At 47.4% G+C, this 19,425-nt stretch carries 3 protein-coding genes; all 3 read left to right on the plus strand.

All coding sequences use genetic code 11. The features are described 5' to 3' along the window. Positions 1-57 precede the first annotated feature (57 nt). From BM135_RS08840 to BM135_RS08850, 3 genes are read left to right on the plus strand one after another with little or no spacing between them, the layout of a single operon-like run. Positions 58-6,318 (plus strand): non-ribosomal peptide synthetase, encoded by a 6,261-nt coding sequence (locus BM135_RS08840; RefSeq protein WP_092519393.1) that lies wholly within the window; start codon positions 58-60, stop codon positions 6,316-6,318. Continuing rightward, entirely contained in the window at positions 6,318-18,323 is a 12,006-nt protein-coding gene (locus tag BM135_RS08845; RefSeq protein WP_092519394.1) for a hybrid non-ribosomal peptide synthetase/type I polyketide synthase, read from the plus strand. The genes BM135_RS08840 and BM135_RS08845 overlap by 1 nt, the downstream gene beginning before the upstream one ends. Continuing rightward, positions 18,320-19,420: a Gfo/Idh/MocA family oxidoreductase gene (locus tag BM135_RS08850; protein WP_092519395.1), complete on the plus strand. Its 1,101-nt coding sequence runs from the start codon at positions 18,320-18,322 to the stop codon at positions 19,418-19,420. The genes BM135_RS08845 and BM135_RS08850 overlap by 4 nt, the downstream gene beginning before the upstream one ends. Positions 19,421-19,425 lie beyond the last annotated feature (5 nt).

Here is a 19,425-nt window from a genome sequence, read left to right on the forward strand (position 1 = left end):
GTAACCCACCCATTCTTTGACTTATTTACGTAACTGCCATTTTTATAGGATTTCTTCATGTATACGGACCTTCTCTCCCCTGATTTGCTTCGTCAGCTCATCTCTGGCCTGCTTAATCAAAAAAATATTTTGGTGGGCGATAACGACGATTTAATCCGCAGTGGGCTGGATTCAATGCAAATAATGGCATTGCAAAACCAGTTTAGGCGCCAAGGATATCGCGTTACCTTGCGTGAGCTTTACCAAAAGCCAACATTGCATGCCTGGAGCCAGCTTCTACAACGCCATGCACCGGTTGTTTCTCCGGTATCCCAAAATATAGCGATGCAACTGCCACTAATTAGTGATGCACGCCCATTCCCATTGACGGCTGTACAACATGCTTATTTTGTCGGGCGCTCACCGGAACAAACGTTGGGAGGAGTTGGTTGTCATCTGTATCAAGAATTTGATGGTATCGGGCTAGAACCAGAACAATTAGAGGCTGCGATTCGTATGCTGATTCAGCGGCATCCGATGTTGCGCGTGCGTTTTTTGCCAGATGGACGCCAGCAAGGCATAGCCCACGCTTACTGGAAAAAATTAACTGTTCATGACCTGCGCAACCTGACAGCAAATGAACAGCAACAAGCACTGAGTAATATACGTGAACAATTCAGTCATCGAGTATTACAGGTTGAAGAAGGAGAAACTTTCGATATTCAACTTAGCCTGTTTGGTGATAATCAACATCGGCTGCATACAAATATCGACCTGTTGATCATGGATGCAGCCAGTTTCAGTCTGTTCTTTACCGAACTGGCTGCATTAATTGCCAAACGCAGCCTGCCCGCTATTTCTTCTGACTATGATTTTTGCAGTTATCTAACGCAATATCAGAGCCAATTCGGGCAATCCCGACAGGAAGCAGAATTATTTTGGCGTAGCCGATTAGACACTTTGCCACTTGCCCCCCAGCTTCCTCTGGCACGGGACCCTTCCCTGATAAAAAACGTCCGAATTCAGCGCAGATGTTTCCAGTTGGCACCTGAATATTGGGAACGTTTTAAACAATCAGCGCAGCAAAACGGAGTTACGCCAACCATGGCATTGGCGACTGCATTTGCTGCTTTACTATGTCGCTGGAGCAATTCAACACGCTTGTTGTTTAACCTAACCTTATTTGACAAAGCTTCGCTGCATCCTGCGGTTGACAACATTTTGGCGGATTTTACCAACATTCTGCTGTTGGACATTGCCGATGATAATTTACCGTTCTGCCAACTGGCTCAGGATGCACAGGCAACATTCGCCGAAGTTTACGAACATCGTCACTGGTCTGGCGTAGAAGTTCTGCGTGAACTCAAGAAACGAGGTAACCACCCACACGGTGCGCCAATTGTATTTACCAGCAATTTAGGCCGGCCTCTATATGGTGAGAATACCTGTGATGTTCTGGGAAAACCAAGCTGGGGAATATCACAAACACCTCAGGTATGGTTGGATTTCGTTGCTTTTGAACATGAGAACGCGCTCAACATTCAGTGGGACAGCAATGATGAGCTCTTTCCTGATGGCTTAATGGATACCTTATTCACTGCCTACCAAGGGCTTGTTGAGAATCTGACAGAAAATGCTGCGCAATGGAGCGAAAAACTCCCCGATCTGATGCCTGAATCGCAATACCATCTGCGACACCAAATTAATAACACCATTGAACCGCTACCCGACGCCTTATTGCATGAGGGTGTGTTTGCACAGGCAGAACGTACTCCCAATGCTGTTGCGTTGGTAACTCAGAATCAAAAAATGAGTTATGGCGAACTCAGTCAGGCAGCTCGCCGATTAGCAACCGTACTGCAAAAAATGCCAGTTATGCCGGGAGATCGGGTTGCCATTAGCATGGAAAAAGGCATCGGACAAATTGTCGCTGTATTAGCCATACTTTATGCTGGCGGTGTTTACGTTCCCATCCCGGTAGATCAACCATTAAACCGACGTCGTGCTATCTGTGAAAGTGCCGGGATCAATGTTGTTATCATTGACCCTGAACAGCAGAATACAGCTTGGTCACAGGATGTACACTGCATTTCCTGGCATCAGAATGAGCAATTACTGCCTTTAGCCAACATGACTAAATGCGCGGTGACCGATCCTGCTTATATCATCTATACCTCTGGTTCAACCGGGATGCCAAAAGGTGTGGTGATTAGCCATCAAAGCGCTCTCAATACCTGTCTGGACATCAATCGCCGTCATCAGGTTCAAAGCAGTGACCGATTGCTGGCACTCTCTGCCCTGCATTTCGACCTCTCCGTTTATGACATTTTTGGCATCCTCAGTGCCGGAGGAGTACTGGTATTAATTAACGAAGCACAACGCCGCGATCCATCAACCTGGGAAATGCTGATCAGGCAACATAACATTACGTTGTGGAACAGCGTGCCCGCACTGTTTGATATGTTGCTGACCTATTGTGAAGGGATGGAAGTAGATGCGCCGAAAATTCTCCGTACCGTGATGCTGTCCGGGGACTGGATCGGTTTGTCACTGCCTGAGCGTTACCGTGCGTTCAATCCTGATGGTGTATTAAGTGCTATGGGAGGCGCGACGGAAGCCGCTATCTGGTCGAATGAATATATCGTCAAACAAGTTGACACACAGTGGCGCTCTATTCCTTATGGTTATCCTTTGGCTAACCAGCGTTACCGTGTAGTCGGTGAAGATGGCCGGGATTGTCCTGACTGGGTTGTCGGTGAGCTTTGGATTGGTGGTGCTGGTGTGGCATTGGGTTATTTTAATGATGAAGAACGGACAGCCGCCCAATTCGTCGTCGATCAGGGAGAGCACTGGTATCGTACCGGTGATCTGGGCTGTTATCACCCTGAAGGCTGGCTTGAATTTATGGGACGCCGCGATAGCCAAGTCAAAATTGGGGGTTACCGAATAGAGTTGGGAGAAATTGATGCTGCCCTCAATCAAGTAACGGGTATCAATAAAGGGGTTGCCTTAACCCGTGGCGAAAAAGAGAAATCGCTGGTGGCGTTCCTTGAATTAGCAGGCGATGCTTTATGCCAACGGGTAAATCGTGCTCCGCAGTTACCGACAAACTATCGTGATCTGTTTCCTGCAATGCAGGCAATAACCAATAAGGCTGGTACATCTGATGATCTTAGTGAACCTCAAGTTGCAATATTCCTGCTGGAACATCTGTCTCGTTATGGTATTACGTTTACTTCACCTCAATCGTTAACCGATTGTCTGGAACGCTATCAGCCTCAACCGGAATACCATGACTGGTTTGCCCGTATGCTGACATATCTTTGCCAATGCGACTTACTGGAATGCAATCTACTGGAACTCAGTCTATTGGTTGAATCTGCGCATCACGTATATCAAGCTGCGTCGCCATCCGCTACATTTAATCATTCATTCGCTGCATTCAATAATAATGAAGCAGGATCTATCCCTGAGCGCTGGCATTCTACGCTGCGTAATATTCTTACCGGACAACAGACTGCCATTACATTACTTGATGACCCACAATTTGCACCGGAACAACAGCTCTTTGCACTGCCGGAAACCCAGCAATGGCTGACAGGATTAAAACAGGCCATCATTGCCCTTTCCCAACGGTTACAACGCCCTGTTACCGTGATGGAGTTCGACACACGTAGTGGTCTCTGTGCCCAATGGCTGGCAGAACATATTACAGATCAACATCTGTCCTACATCGGCTTTGAACGTTCTCAGGCACTGATTAACCAGATGCAAACACGGTTAAGCAGCTACACTCATACGTCAGCAAAACGCTGGCCTGAACAAATTCCTGAATCACTACAATCTGAATTACTGCAACATCAGGCAGACATCATCCTGCTGAACAATGTATTACACCGGGAAGAAGATCCAGCAAGCTGCATGAAGTCATTGCTAGCTCTGGCACAAGCCGGTGCGTTGGTATTGGCAATGGAGTTACAAAAAGCCTCTTCTCTCTCTTTGATTACAACTGAATTGCTCTCCCCTTGCGGCATTCAATTACGTTCTGCGTCACAGTGGTTATCTCTTCTATCCCCACTACCATTACAGATGGAAAAACCAATTACTATCGGCAATCTTAGTGTGTTGTTGATGCAAGCAAGTGACAGTGTCATCCTTCCTGATCGGGAAAAAATTAAGTCTGTACTGGCGCAACATTTGCCGGGATATATGATCCCACAGCGCTTGCATGTTGTTCCGCGTCTGCCCCTGACCCCCAACGGTAAAATTGATCGTAAGGCACTGGCGCAAAGCTTATTGTCCGCGACAAGTACGTTGTCTGCTACAAAAACAGAAGCGGCACGCCAGAATGAAATCACTTCGTTGAATACGCTGGAACAAACCGTTGCTGCCATTTGGCAAAGCCTGCTCAATACAGAGCAGTTAGACCATAACAGCGACTTTTTCCAACTCGGCGGTGATAGTCTTTTAGCTACACGTCTGATTGGTGAACTGGCACAACAAGGCTTTAAAGGTGAACTCAATCATCTTTTCCGTAATCCGCAATTAGTTGCGTTTACCGCTACACTTTCTCCTTTACTTGTTCCTCCATCTGAAACTTCATCAGAAGCATATTCAATATCAGAAGAACAAGATCAATATCAGCCTTTCCCATTAACCGAAGTTCAACAAGCTTATCTGGTTGGACGCCATCCCGGTTTTGCCCTGAGTGGAGTTGGTGCGCATTTCTTTATCGAATACCGGATAGAACAATTAGATGTTCAACGTCTGAACCGGATATTAAATCGTCTGATCCAGCGCCATCCGGTGCTTAGAACTGTTGTTATTAATGGACAGCAGCAGATATTGAAAGATGTCCCCATGCTTTCAGTTAAACAACACCAATTTACTGATATTACTGAAGCAGACATATTGCGCGAACGTCTGTCACATCAGGTATTAGATGCCAGTCACTGGCCGGTGTTCGATTTCCAACTGGCACAAGATAACAATCTTGTTTCCCGACTATTTGTCAGTCTGGATAATTTGCTGTTAGACGGGTTGAGCATGCAGATATTGCTGGCTGAATTAGAGCAGCTATACCTTGACGAGCAACACGAATTGCCGCCACTGAATGTTACATTCCGGGATTGTGTGTTGCGCCAGCAACAAATGCCGGCACATCAGAATTCATTGCAATATTGGCAAGAGCAAGTAAAAACATTACCACTGGCTCCGCAATTACCATTGCGTGTTGCACCGGAAAGTGTTCAATCCCCGCATTTTGTACGTTACAGCGATCGGCTATCTGCACATGAATGGAATCAGTTAAAGCAACATGCTGCACCTCATCAGATAACGCCTTCTGCGCTTCTTATTGCAGCTTATGCGGCTGTTTTGTCCGCTTTCAGCACCAAGTCAGAGTTAACCCTTAATCTCACTCTTTTCGATCGCCCACACTGGCATGAGGACATTAAACATATTCTGGGAGATTTCACTTCACTGTCACTACTGGCCTGGCACCCGGAGAAAAATTGGTTACCAAGTGCACGGCGGTTGCAACAACAGTTATGGCAAGATCTGGATCACCGCCATATCTCAGCGATCAGGGTGATGCGTGAACTGGCACAAAGCCGTGGCTCCGATGCTGCCGTTATGCCGGTCGTTTTCACCAGTGCCCTGGGAACCCATGAAGTGCAATTCCTTTCACATTCATCATGGATGCAACCTGTCTGGGGTATCTCGCAAACGCCACAAATCTGGCTGGATCATCAGGTTTACGAGTCTGACAACGAACTTTGCCTGAACTGGGACGCGGTGGAAGAATTATTTGAGCCACATCAGCTACAAAGCATGTTCAACAGCTATATGGCTCTATTACGCACTCTCGCTACACAACCAGAAAGCTGGCATTCAGCACTGGAACAACTGATGCCACGCCAGCAATGTCTGATAGCTGTCAATAACATAGTCGAAGATATAGTTGAAGATAACGCTTCTGCGGTTATTGCGTCATCACCGCATTCGGATGAATTCGATCCACAAGTACGCCATGAAATATGCAGTGAAATTCAACACCTGTTTTTATCTGTAATAAATCAACCTATCAATGCACAACAGAACTTTTTTGAGGCAGGAGCCAACTCACTACAACTCATTCAATTGCACGGCAAATTACAACATGCGGGTTTCCAGCATCTTGCCGTTACTGATTTATTCGCTTATCCAACACCAGAGGCGCTCAGCTTGCGCTGCCGAAAAGATACCCAAGACGAAAATCGCCAGTCGATTACTCTTCGTCAGCGTCAACAACAAAAGCGTCAGCAACAACGGGAAAAACGTCATAAAGGAGCTGCATAATGACTGACTTAACGCCTCACTACGATAATTGTGATCCCATCGCAGTGATTGGCCTTGCCTGCCGTTTTCCGCAGGCACCAGATAGCGATACTTTCTGGCACAACCTGCAATATGGGGTTGAATGTACGACTACACTCTCCCGTCAAACATTATTGGATGCAGGTATTCCTCCTGAAGTCATTGATAATGAAAATTTTGTCAATCGGGCAGCGATACTGGAGAACGCGGAACAATTTGACGCCACGCTGTTTGGCTATTCACGTCAGGAAGCAGAAATGCTCGATCCTCAGCAGCGTCTGTTTCTGCAAACAGCCTGGCATGCACTTGAACATGCCGGTTATTCACCACGGAATGTACATCTGAAAACAGGGGTTTTCGCCAGTAGCCGAGTCAGCACCTGGCCTTCATGGTCACAATTCACTATGACCGATGTTGGCAAAGTTAAAGGGCTACAGGCACTAATGAGCAATGATAAAGATTATCTTGCGACTCGTACCGCCTATAAATTGAATCTGAAAGGCCCGGCCCTGACAGTACAAACAGCCTGTTCAAGTTCACTGGTTGCCGTACATATGGCTTGTGAAAACCTGCGTTCCGGTGAATGCGACATGGCACTGGCCGGTGGTGTGGCGGTTTCTTTCCCACAAGAAAGCGGCTATTTGTATCAACCGGGAATGATCTTCTCACCTGATGGACATTGCCGCCCCTTTGATAGCCAGGCCAATGGCACCTACGGCGGCAATGGCGTTGGGGTTGTTACGCTAAAACGTCTGAGTGATGCATTACGCGATGGCGATCCGATCATGGCGGTATTGCGTGGCAGTGCAATTAATAATGATGGCAACGAAAAAGTAGGTTTTACTGCCCCTTCGGTTAATGGTCAGCGCAACGTTATTGCCGAAGCATTACAACTGGCAGATGTCAGCATTAATGATGTCGGCATGATTGAAGCACACGGCACAGGTACACCTCTTGGCGATCCGATAGAAGTTGACGCATTACGCAGCATATTTTCCGACCGTAGTTCAGCAGTACCGCCTTGTTATCTTGGTTCAGTGAAAAGCAACATTGGTCATCTCGATACCGCCTCTGGTATTGCCAGCCTGATTAAAACAGTTCTGTCTGTCTGGCATGGTTACATTCCGCCAACGATCAATGTACAACAACCCAACCCAGCATTGCGGCTGGAACAAAGTCCATTCAGGCTGGCAACCCAAGGGCAGCACTGGACGCAAGAATTGCGTACCGCCGGCGTTTCCTCATTCGGAATTGGCGGCACCAACTGCCATATCGTCGTGCAATCATTGCCCGAAGAATTACATCATCGCCGTGTCAATCATTCGCAGGATCAGACACAAACAACAACTTTGTTGCTCTCCGCAGCTTCCGAATCTTCATTGCGTCAATTAGCACAACGTTACGCGACGGCACTCAATAATACACCAGAAAATCAGGCAGATCTGGTTTGGACTGCATTGCAGGGGCGCGATCTTTCACTGCCCTGGCGCTTAGCGTTGGCATTAACACCACAAGATGCTGAAAAAATTAATGAGAAAAGTGCTGAAAAAAGTGCTGCAAGCTTATTTGCCTTTGCGAACCATCGTCCAACCCCCGACATTTTTAGTGGGCAAGTCAAAAACGAAAATAAGCAACTGTGGCAATTCAGCGGACAAGGTTGTCAATGGTCCGGCATGGGAAAAGCCATGTATGCCAACTCTCCTGTTTTTTCCGCCATGTTGGATCGTTGCTGTGCTGCCTGTGCATCCGAGTTGGCACTGCCATTAAAAGCAGTGATGTTCGGGGAGCATGATGCTGCATTAGCTACCACCGAATACGCACAACCGGCAATTGTGGCGCATCAAATTGCGCTGGCGGCACATTGGCGAGCGCTTGGATTAAAGCCTGATTACGTATTAGGGCACTCTGTTGGAGAATTCGCCGCTGCCGTTGTTGCCGGGATTTTCACGCCTGAACAAGTCATGCCGCTGGTCGCAGTGCGGGGCAAACTGATGCAAAAATGCGCCCAAGGCGGGGCGATGCTGGCAGTTTTTGCCAACGAAGAAGATATTCTTCCCTTTACTCGTTCACTGGCATTGGATCTGGCGGTTTGCAATGGCCCACAACACTGGGTTTGGGCGGGTACAGAGACGGAAATTGATATTCTGGCACAACGTCTGGAACAGCGGCAGATTCGTTGCCAACGCCTTAATATTGCCTGTGCCGCACATTCAGCCATGCTTGATTCAGTTCTGGATGCATTTTCTCTGCGTTGTAACAGCTTACAGCCTACATCGGGAGAAATTCCGCTGATTTCTACCCTGACAGCCAATATTGCAACGTCTGAACAATTGGGTTCACCAGACTACTGGCGTAACCATATGCGCCAGACGGTGCGTTATTATCAATCCATTGAGTTTGTCCGCCAGCAAGGTGTAGCATTATTCGTAGAATTTGGTGCTGATGCACAGCTAACGGGTATCGGCCGGCGAGTCAGTCTGCCACGAGAATCGTGGGTTACTGGTACCCATCGTCAAAGCTCTCCAGAGACAGCTCAACAAACAGCGCTAATGCAACTTTATTGTGCCGGTGTACAGCTTGATTGGCAGCGTCTTTTCACGCTTACAGGAGTAAAATGCCACGCTCCACTCTATCCATTTGATAAGCAGAACTACAGCTTCGTTGCTGCCAAATCCGTGCAACACACAGCCAATGCCAATACTGGGCTGGATATCAATTCCCTGATCGATCCTGCTATTGAGCAAAATTCCGATGCGGCAATACTACGAGCACTGTATACCGATGCGTTGATATATCAATGTCATGGGCGTGAAGCTGAACAAGGTTTCAGCGCTATCGACACTATTCGGGCCGGTCGGCTGCAACCTTGCTGGCGCCCACTGCTGGAACAATTACTGACTTATTGTGTTCAACAAGGCTATTACCAACAAGTTTCCGTGCCAACAATTTCCACATCAACAACTTCCATACAAACAATAAATCAAATATATCGTCCTCACCGTGTCCTGCCGTATGCCAGACGCCGGTTATTGGAGGCGAGTTTACTTACTGATTTCCCAGCACTGATCTATGCTGGTGAACGCTTATTCGCACTGTTGAGTGATCGTGCTGATTTGCCCCACCAATGCTTATCCATAAAAAAACAAGTCACAACAAAATCATGGCTGCCTACGCCTCAACCATGCCCTGATACTCACTATGCCCTGCATTGGCGCACAATAAATATTGCGGATAATGTGGATAAACAAAAATCTTCAGCAACATATACTTTTTGCTCATCAACTACTCTTCGTTCGTCAACGGCGAGTGACACGATTGCCAATCATTGGCGTCAGGCAGGTATTAATTTGCAGCCTGAAAGCGCAAATACGTTATTACTGCTCCAAGGCAATGATGTTGCTGAATTATGTGATCAAGTTATCAGCGAGTTAAAACGCGATGAAACAGCGTCTTTAACAGTCATTACCTGCTGTGCTCAACCGGAAACCACCTTATCAAAAGAGGATATCAATCCGGCTCAATACGCTGTCTGGGCATTGCTGCGTGTCGCGGTTGAAGAGTATCCCCATCGTCGTATTCAGGCGATTGATATGACTGATATCAACGATGCTGACGCTTTATCATTAGCGCTTGGTTATTTGAATGAACGCAGGCATGAAAACCAACGCTGGCTGAGGGTGCGCGGAAATCAAGTTTCTGTGCCTGTTTTACAACGTCAACCATTACCATTATCGCAACAACCAATGTCAATTCCTCATCAGGGTTGGCACATCGTTACCGGCGGTATGGGCGGTATTGGCCAGATTTCTATCCGTTGGTTGTTGGCACACGGCGCGCGTAAGATTGCCGTCTTTGCCCGCCGCCAAAATACGGACTGGGATGCTTTTGTGCAAGAGTTGTCGCTGAATACCGAATGCGAAATACGCTGGATTAACATTGATGTCACTGATATATCAGCCTTGTTAAACGCAGTGCAAACACTGGCACAAGAGGATTATATCGCGGGTGCGATTCATGCTGCCGGAATCACTGATCATACCCGGCTGGCAGAACTTGAGCATTCACGCCTGTCACAAATGCTAGCCGTCAAAGCACGAAGTGCATCGGCGTTGCAAGCCGCGCTTCAACAACATAATGCACACTATCTGCTGCTTCACGCCTCTGCTGCATCAATGCTAGGCGCTCAGGGGCAAGGAGCCTATGCAATCGCCAACGCTTGTTTGGAATCTTTGGCGCTGACAGCATCCGAGCCGTTGACGGTACAAACATTAATAGTAAAAACATTAATAGTAAAAACGTTGATTTGGGGCGTTTGGGGTGGCATTGGTATGGCCAGCGATAAGCGATTAGTGGAAAAACTCGCTCAGGATGGCATGTTACCGTTCAGCACAAATGAAGGTATCTGGCATCTCAATCAATCTCTGCACACTTCATCTCCTTGCTATCTGGCAATGCGGTTGGATGAACGTCATCCTGATATTTTGCGGCGTTTACAGGCTGACATTACCCATGTAGCCGAAAAACCTGCGTCTTCACTCTCTGCCGAAGTTTCTGTAGATAACACGCTCTATCAGGACAGTAAACAGCGCATTATCTGGCTGCGTCAGCGTATCGCGACACTATTGCGCTTAGAACAACCTGAACGTTTGGAGCCACAACAGGATCTATTGCAATTTGGTTTGGACTCCCTGCTGTTCCTTGAGCTGAATACGGTGATCCACCAGCAATTTGGTTTCAGATTAACCGCTGAATCGGCGTACCAGAATATGACACTGGAAGGACTGAATACGCTCATTAGTGACGCATTGCCTGAACAACCCGTTGCCTCTTCTCAATCTGAGATCATAATTGACAGCACCCGACATCATGAGCCATTTCCTCTGACGCCAATTCAACACGCTTACTGGATTGGCCGGACTCAGGCCATTGATTTTGGTGGTGTGGCTTGTCACGTCCTGTTTGAATGGGATTTGATGTTGAATAGCTTTGATATCCGGCGTTTTGAGAAGGCATGGAATGCTTTAATTCAGCGTCATGGCATGTTACGCATGATAATGGATGAAGATGGGCAACAAAGAATTCTGCCTGAAACACCTTGGTATGCTTTATCGCAAGATGATTTACGTACACTTAGCGACACAGCTTGCGAACAGGCTTTAGCTCAGCGCCGTCATACCCTTTCTTATCAAGTGCCACCCGCAGAACAATGGCCACTATTTGAAGTCTCTGTTTCGTTGCTCCCGAATGAACGTTGCCGCTTACATATGAATCTGGATTTGTTGCAGTTTGACGTACAGAGTTTCCGGATCATGATGGACGATCTCCAACGGGCTTATCACCAGCAGCAACCATTGGCTCCACAAACATTTACTTTCCGCGACTACGTGATGGCAGAACAGGCGCAACGTGAAAGTAAAGAGTGGCGGGCATCATGGGCATACTGGCAGGAACAGTTGCTTTCACTGCCTCCTGCACCAAGATTGCCGTTGAACCCACAACTACTTGAGCGTAGTCAGCCGCAATTCACGACTTATGAAGGTCAGCTGGCGCAATCTGACTGGCAACTACTAAAACAAAGCTGGAAAAAATGGGGAGTCACGCCTTCTGCGGGACTGTTGACACTGTTTGCCCATACACTTGAATGGTACAGCCGTCATCCGCTGTTTACCCTCAACCTGACATTCTTTAATCGGCAGCCTTTCCATCCAGAGGTTCAAGAGCTGATTGGTGATTTTACTTCCGTCATGTTGATGGATTTTGATTTACGCAAGACCACCTCCCTGCGTGCCAGTATGGAAAAAACCCAGTCCTTGCTCTGGCAGCGGTTGAGCCATAGTCATGTCAATGGTGTTGAAGTGTTGCGGGAACTTGGTCGCCAGCAAAACGGTGAAACCCAAAACCGGCAACCACTAACACCGGTTGTCTTCACCAGTATGTTAGGGATGGCACAAGAAGGTGTCGCAATCAAACAATCCATCACTCAATTACTGGGCGATCCGGTCTTTGTTCTGAGCCAAACCCCGCAAGTCTGGCTGGATCATCAGGTTATGGAAGTGGATGGTGACCTGCTGTTTAACTGGTATTGCATGGATGATGTATTGGAGCCGGGTGTCATTGAAGCAATGTTTGCTGCTTACAACGCGCTGTTAGTACAAATAGCGCAAATTTGCCGCCAACCTGAACGCATCGAAAATTATGATCTTCATACGCCGCCTGCCAGTCATACTCGTTATGACTTCTGGCCGCAACATCCTGAATTACGTCAGGCCGAACAACATTTGCGTTCTGAACCTGAAATACGGCTGGCAGAAATTCAGCCACGTCAGGACGATACCCAAAGTTACAACTTATGGCTGGTGGCAGAAGATAATTTGTCATTGTCGTTGCCAGAACCGCGGGTAATAAACACCGAATTATTACCGTTACCAACGTTAACGGAACAGCAAGCATTTGATCGCTCTTGGCAATATATTGAGCAACAAGCATTATTGGGTCTGAGTCAGACCTTACTGCGCCATAATTTGTTCACTTCGTCAAAAGAATATCACCCTCGTGAAGAGATCGAACAACGCTTACAACTGGCACCACAATATCAACGCCTGCTTACTCAATGGCTTACGTTATTAAGCAAGCAAGGATTTATTGAAAAAACCGGTGACGGATACCGTTGTCTGCAACCGCTCAGCCAGATCCCTGCCCCTGTGGCAAAACTGGATGATGCAATATGGTGCCAAACTATCAGTCGTTATGTAGCAACATGTATCAACCAACATGACATCCTGCTTGCCGGACATGGCAATGCATTGGAACTGCTGTTTGCCGATAAACAAACCACCGCCAGCCTCTACAGTGAGAACCCGGCGTTACGTTGTCTGAACCAAACTGCCGCTGAAATTGTCCGGCAATTGAGCCAGACATCTGAACATTTCACCGTACTGGAAGTAGGTGCAGGAACGGGGGCTACATCAGAAAAAGTGCTTAAACACAATGCACAATCCATTGACAGTTACCACTTTACTGATGTTTCGCCTCTATTTTTGGATGATGCTCGTCAGTTACTCAATCACTATAGCGAAACTGTAAAATTTGCCCTGTTCGACATTAACCAGCGTATTGATTTTGGTCAGCATCCTGAATCTGGCTATGACCTGATTATGGCGGTTAACGTCTTGCACGATGCCATCCATCTGAAAAATACTCTGAAACGTCTGTCCCGCTTATTGAAACCCGGCGGATGGTTATTGATTATTGAATCAACTAAGCGCGAAAGTGCTATGCAGCTCGCCAGTGTCGGATTTATTGAAGGCATTAACGCTTGGGTCGATGATCGTGGTGGTGCTCATGATGGTGACTACGGTAATAGCGCGTTGCTGGAACTGGCAGGCTGGCGTAACTGTCTGGAAAAATCCGGTTATCGGGTTTCACTGGAATGGCCGGGAAAAGATGGGCCAGAACTGCATCAACAATTGATTCTGGCGCAGGTCGAACAGCAAGCACGGCTGAATGTCAGTAAAATAGCAGCACAATTTTCCACCTTGCCTTACTCATTGCATATTCAACAGCAAGAGCAGTTACCGCCGAGTTTCCGGTTGAACATGGTGGCCGTAAAAGAGAACATGGTACAACCGTTAACTACGGAAACTGTGCAATCGGAAACGGCAGACGAGCAGCTCCATGATATTGAACAGCAAGTGATGGCGCTCTGGAATTCACTGCTTTCTCAGTCAATACAGCGTCACAGCGACTTTTTCCAAAGTGGCGGTGACAGCCTAATTGCAACCCGCATGATAGTGCAATTACGCCGCCAAGGTTACGGACAAGCTAATCTACAACAACTGTTTGAACATCCTAAGTTAAGTGAATTTTGCCGTACCCTGCGGGTCGTTGAGACAAATTCAGTGGCATTGGCAACACCACATCAAACTGAACCAGCATCAGAGCAGATATTGCCACTTACTCCCCTGCAATATGCTTATTGGCTGGGGGAAAGCCAACTATTCCAATTTGGTAATGGTATCGCCCACTTCTACGCTGAACTGGCTATCGACGGGCTGGATCTGTCTCGTTTCACAACTGCATGGAATCGAGTGATAAACCATCATGCGCAATTACGCGGTTATGTAAAGGATGGGCAATATCATATTCTGCCGGAAGTTCTCTACTATACGCCGACAATCATTGATTGCCGTAACATTATACCCAATGAGCGCGAGACACAACTGAATAACGCCCGCGATACTCTGCGTATTCAAGGGATTCCCAGCAACAACTGGCCGCTGTTTGATTTAACGCTGTACCATACCGATGACCGGACGCATCTATTGCACCTGACCATTGACCTGCTGGTGGCGGATGGTAAAAGCCTGACGTTGATCTTGGGTGATTTACACCATTGGTATCAGCAACCTGACTGGCAACCAGAACCACCGACAGTGGCTATTGGTGACTATATTCAGGTACTGGAGAATGAAAAAAACGAAGAAACCTGGCAACAAAGCCGACAATACTGGCTGGATCGTTTGCCTTCGCTGCCTGATGCACCGGTGTTACCACTGAAAGATCACCAGTCACAGCAACTTGATCAGCAGTGCCTGACAGGGTATATCAGCCCACAACAATGGCAGCGCTTGCAACAACGCGCAGCAGAACATCGTGTATCACCATCACAAGTGATGCTTACGCTATTTGCCCATATTTTATCGGTATGGAGCAACAGCGAACATTTCACTATCAATGTTCTGCATGGCAATCGCCTATTAATGCCACAACATTGCGATATGTTAGTCGGTAATCTGTCTACCACATCATTGCTGGAAGTGGATTTACGCAATATCTCAGGATTCAGCGATGCTGTAAGCCGGATACAAAAACAATGGTTCGCCGATCTTCAACATGCACTGTTTGACGGTCAATTAGTGCTCAGAGAGAAAAATCAACATCGCCACAATCTGAATGCCGGAATGCCGATCGTATTCAACGATACAACCGGTACTGCGGGCAAAGGCCCATCAGGGTTAGGAACACTGAATCTCTTTGGCGCACAAACCCCCCATGTTTATCTCGATTGTATGCTCATTTCCGGCTCAGATGGCGGTGTTACCCTACAATGGGCGATCTTGCCGCAACTGTTCCAGCCTCAAGTGGCAGAAAACATGTTTGCCCATTATCAAGCCAGCGTTGTTGCATTGCTCGAACCGGATTATCAATGGAGCACCCCGCTTCCTGAATGGCTATCGGCAAATGATCGCGCTTTGTGCCAGAACAGTAATGCGACCAAGAGTGATTTTCCACCACACACCCTTTGCTCGCTGATTGAACAGGCAGTGAACCAGTATCCACAACACATTGCTGTTGTCGATGCCTCTCGCCAGATCGACTATCACACTTTATGGTCACAAAGCCTGACACTGGCGGTTCATCTGCAAGCACAAGAAAATCAGACTTCGTCTTTGATTGGCACTTCGCCTCTGATTGGTATAGTGATGGAAAAAGGCTGGGAGCAGATTGTCGCGGTTATTGCAATTTTATTGGCAAGACGGGCTTATCTGCCTATTGATGCCAGCTATCCGCAGCAGCGAATCCATCAGCTATTGGCATCAGGAGAAGTAGATACTGTACTGACACAACCCAAGTTCGCTCAACAGATGGGCTGGCCTGACAATATACAAGTCATCTCTCTGGATGAAACATTACTTAACAACTTGCCAGTCACCAGCGAGCCGCGTTTATCTGTACGTCCTGAAGATCTGGCTTATGTCATTTTCACCTCAGGCTCTACCGGAAAACCGAAAGGCGTGATGATAGATCATCAGGGCGCGGTCAATACCATTCTTGATATTAACCAACGGATCGCACTCAATGAGCACGATAGCGTGCTGGCAATCTCAGAGTTAACCTTCGATCTCTCAGTTTATGACCTATTCGGCACGCTGAGCTGTGGGGCAAAACTGGTTATGCCTTCTCCCGGTGACAGTAAGCAACCCGATAAATTACTGGCATGGATACAACAGGAATCGGTCACTGTTTGGAACTCTGTTCCGGCATTTGTGCAACTGCTTGAGGAATATGCTCGTAGCTATTCGCATTCCCTACATCCACATCCCCTAAACAGTCTGCGTTGGGTATTGATGAGTGGTGATTGGATACCAACCAATTTACCGGCGAAATTATATGCTCTTCATCCCGCACTCAACTTGCTGAGTTTGGGCGGGGCAACCGAAGCATCAATCTGGTCCATTGCTTATCCTATTACACACGTTGATCCAAATTGGCGCAGCATTCCATATGGTAAGCCTCTGGCTAATCAGACTTTCTATGTGCTTAATACGACTATTGCAAATTCAAGTCTTGCAAATTCAACGTTTTCACCTTGTCCGGTCTGGGTAACCGGTGAACTGTATATTGGCGGGCAAGGGTTGGCACTGGGTTATTGGGCTGATTCTGAAAAAACAGAACAGGCATTTATCACTCATCCGCAAACAGGTGAGCGACTTTACCGCACAGGTGATTTAGGACGCTGGCTACCAGATGGAAATATCGAATTTCTGGGGCGCAATGATCACCAGATAAAAATTCGTGGTTACCGGATTGAGTTAGGCGAAATTGAGCATCGTCTATGCGAGCACCCTGCTATACAACAAGCGCTAGTGTTTGCACATACGACGTCAATCGGCGCATTACAACTGGTCGCGGGCTTACGTTTAACTGACAACGCGTCAATATCTACAGACCTTTTACCTACAGAACTTCTACCAGTATTGCCTCACTGGTTGCAGCAAACCTTACCGGTTTGGATGTGTCCACAGCGATTTATCATTCTCGACACGATACCTGTATCCGACAACGGTAAAATTGACAGACACACATTGGTTACTCTGGTTGAAGAAGCGCAAGAAGTGAATTCAGCGCCAACTACCACGACTCTCAACACGACAGGAAAAACGGTATTAAACCTTTGGCAATCAGTATTAGAACAACAAGATATCAACGTACACGAGAGTTTCTTTACTCTTGGTGGAGATTCTCTTGCAGCAGTACAGTTAATGGTGAAAATCAATCAGACGTTCAACCGTCAGTACCCGCTCAGTTTGCTGCAAACTTACGATACCGTACATTCATTGGCTGAGTTTATTGAGCATCAACCGGAAAACACCTGCCAAGGAGTGATACTGAATAAGGGAAATATTGAACAACCTGCATTGTTCATCGTCCATCCTATTGGCGGACATCTGTTGGGATATCGTCATTTGGCGGCTGATTTCGGCGCTCAACGCCTGATTGGTCTGGCATTTACACCAGCGAGCCTGAATACCGATGAACCTTCCGTTGCTGCGCTGGCGGTTGACTATATCAACCAAATCCGCACCTTCCAGCCTAAAGGCCCTTATGCACTGGCAGGCTGGTCTTTCGGTGGATTAGTCGCCTATGAAATGGCGCATCAATTACGCGCTGCGGGTGAAAGCGTTTCTCACTGTATCCTGATTGATAGCTTCGCACCGAACGTACGCACCGATCTGACTCTGGATGATACATTCTGCCATCGTCATTTCCTGCTCGATTTACAGGGACAATTCCCTGATCTGGCGCTGGATAACCATGCGATCACGACCAATACAGCGACATTCCTGCAAGCACTGCATGAAGCCCTGCCACAATCTGCACAGATTGATAGCTCGCTGACCGAACTTTATGCCGTATGGCACCATAATCTACGTGCATTGCTTGGTTACTGTCCGCCGCGGACTGCACAACCTTTCTGCCTTATCCGGGCAACACAGGCATTACCTGATTTTATGGATTATCTCGATCCAGCAGCAACCACCTCAACTGATCTCGGCTGGCAGGCTTTCGGGCCAGTCAACGTGACACAACTTGGTGGTGATCACTACAGCTTATTCCAACCCAAACATGTCAGCTCTCTGGTTACGTGCCTGAAAAAGATTCTGATTTCAGTCCCAACTATTGAGCCTGTTAAGGAGAACATATGATAAAGCCACGGCGGGTTCTGATTGTCGGTGCCAAATTTGGCGAACTGTACCTTAATGCGTTCCTGCAACTACGGCCAGATCTGGAACTGGTTGGTATTTTGGCACAGGGAAGTACTCGTTCGCAGCAACTAGCCCGTGATTTCAATGTGCCACTATTTTGCTCGTTGGATGAATTGCCGAACGACATTGATATTGCTTGCGTGGTAATACGCGCAGAAGTTATTGGTGGCAAAGGTGATCAATTAACCCAAGCATTATTGGTGCGGGGTATTTCTGTTATTCAGGAACACCCCCTTGATGCAGAAGCCATCAAAAGACACCAGTCAACCGCTGATAAACATGGTGTTATGTTTTGGGTAAATAGCTTTTACAGCCAATGCCATGCCGGCAGAAGCTGGTTACATGCGGCAAATCAAATCAATCAGTTATCACAGCAACGTCCAATAAGCGGCTCTCTGACAACCAGCCGTCAGTTACTGTTTTCCGCACTTGATCTGTTGCTACAGGCATGTCATTGCCCGGAACAAATAGAGATAGTTTATGTGGGTCAGCTGAATAGCACATTTCATTGCTTTGAACTCAGCTTTGCTGGCACAACGATAACGTTAAACATTCAATCCTATCTGGATCCCAGAGACCCGGATATGCACAACCTCGTCATGCATAAGACGACGCTGATTTGGCTCGCGGGTTACCTGACGCAAGAAGCCAGTTATGGGCCGGTTATCTGGACACCGGTTCTTCATGTGCCAAATCATCTGAACAATGAGCAAAGCCTTTATCTGAACGCCAGCCAGCCGGAAGGCGCTTACCTGCACCAAACAACATCACACATTCTTTGTCCGGCCACCAAAGACTGGATGACGGCATTTGAATGTGATGGTGCGGAAGGCGTGGCATTTCTACTCAATACCTTAACTTCTGTATTGAATGGTGCACTCTGCCCACCTGCTTTTAGCTACGATTACCAACTACGGCTGGCAAGCTTGTGGCAACAAATTTTACACATGATGGGAGAGCCTGTTACTCAGGAATTACAGCCCCCGGTCTGGATTGATCCAGCTCAATTGATGCTGACTGTTGATGCTAATTGTTGATGCTA

Origin of the sequence: Xenorhabdus japonica, assembly GCF_900115195.1 — a bacterium.
GTDB lineage: Bacteria > Pseudomonadota > Gammaproteobacteria > Enterobacterales > Enterobacteriaceae > Xenorhabdus > Xenorhabdus japonica.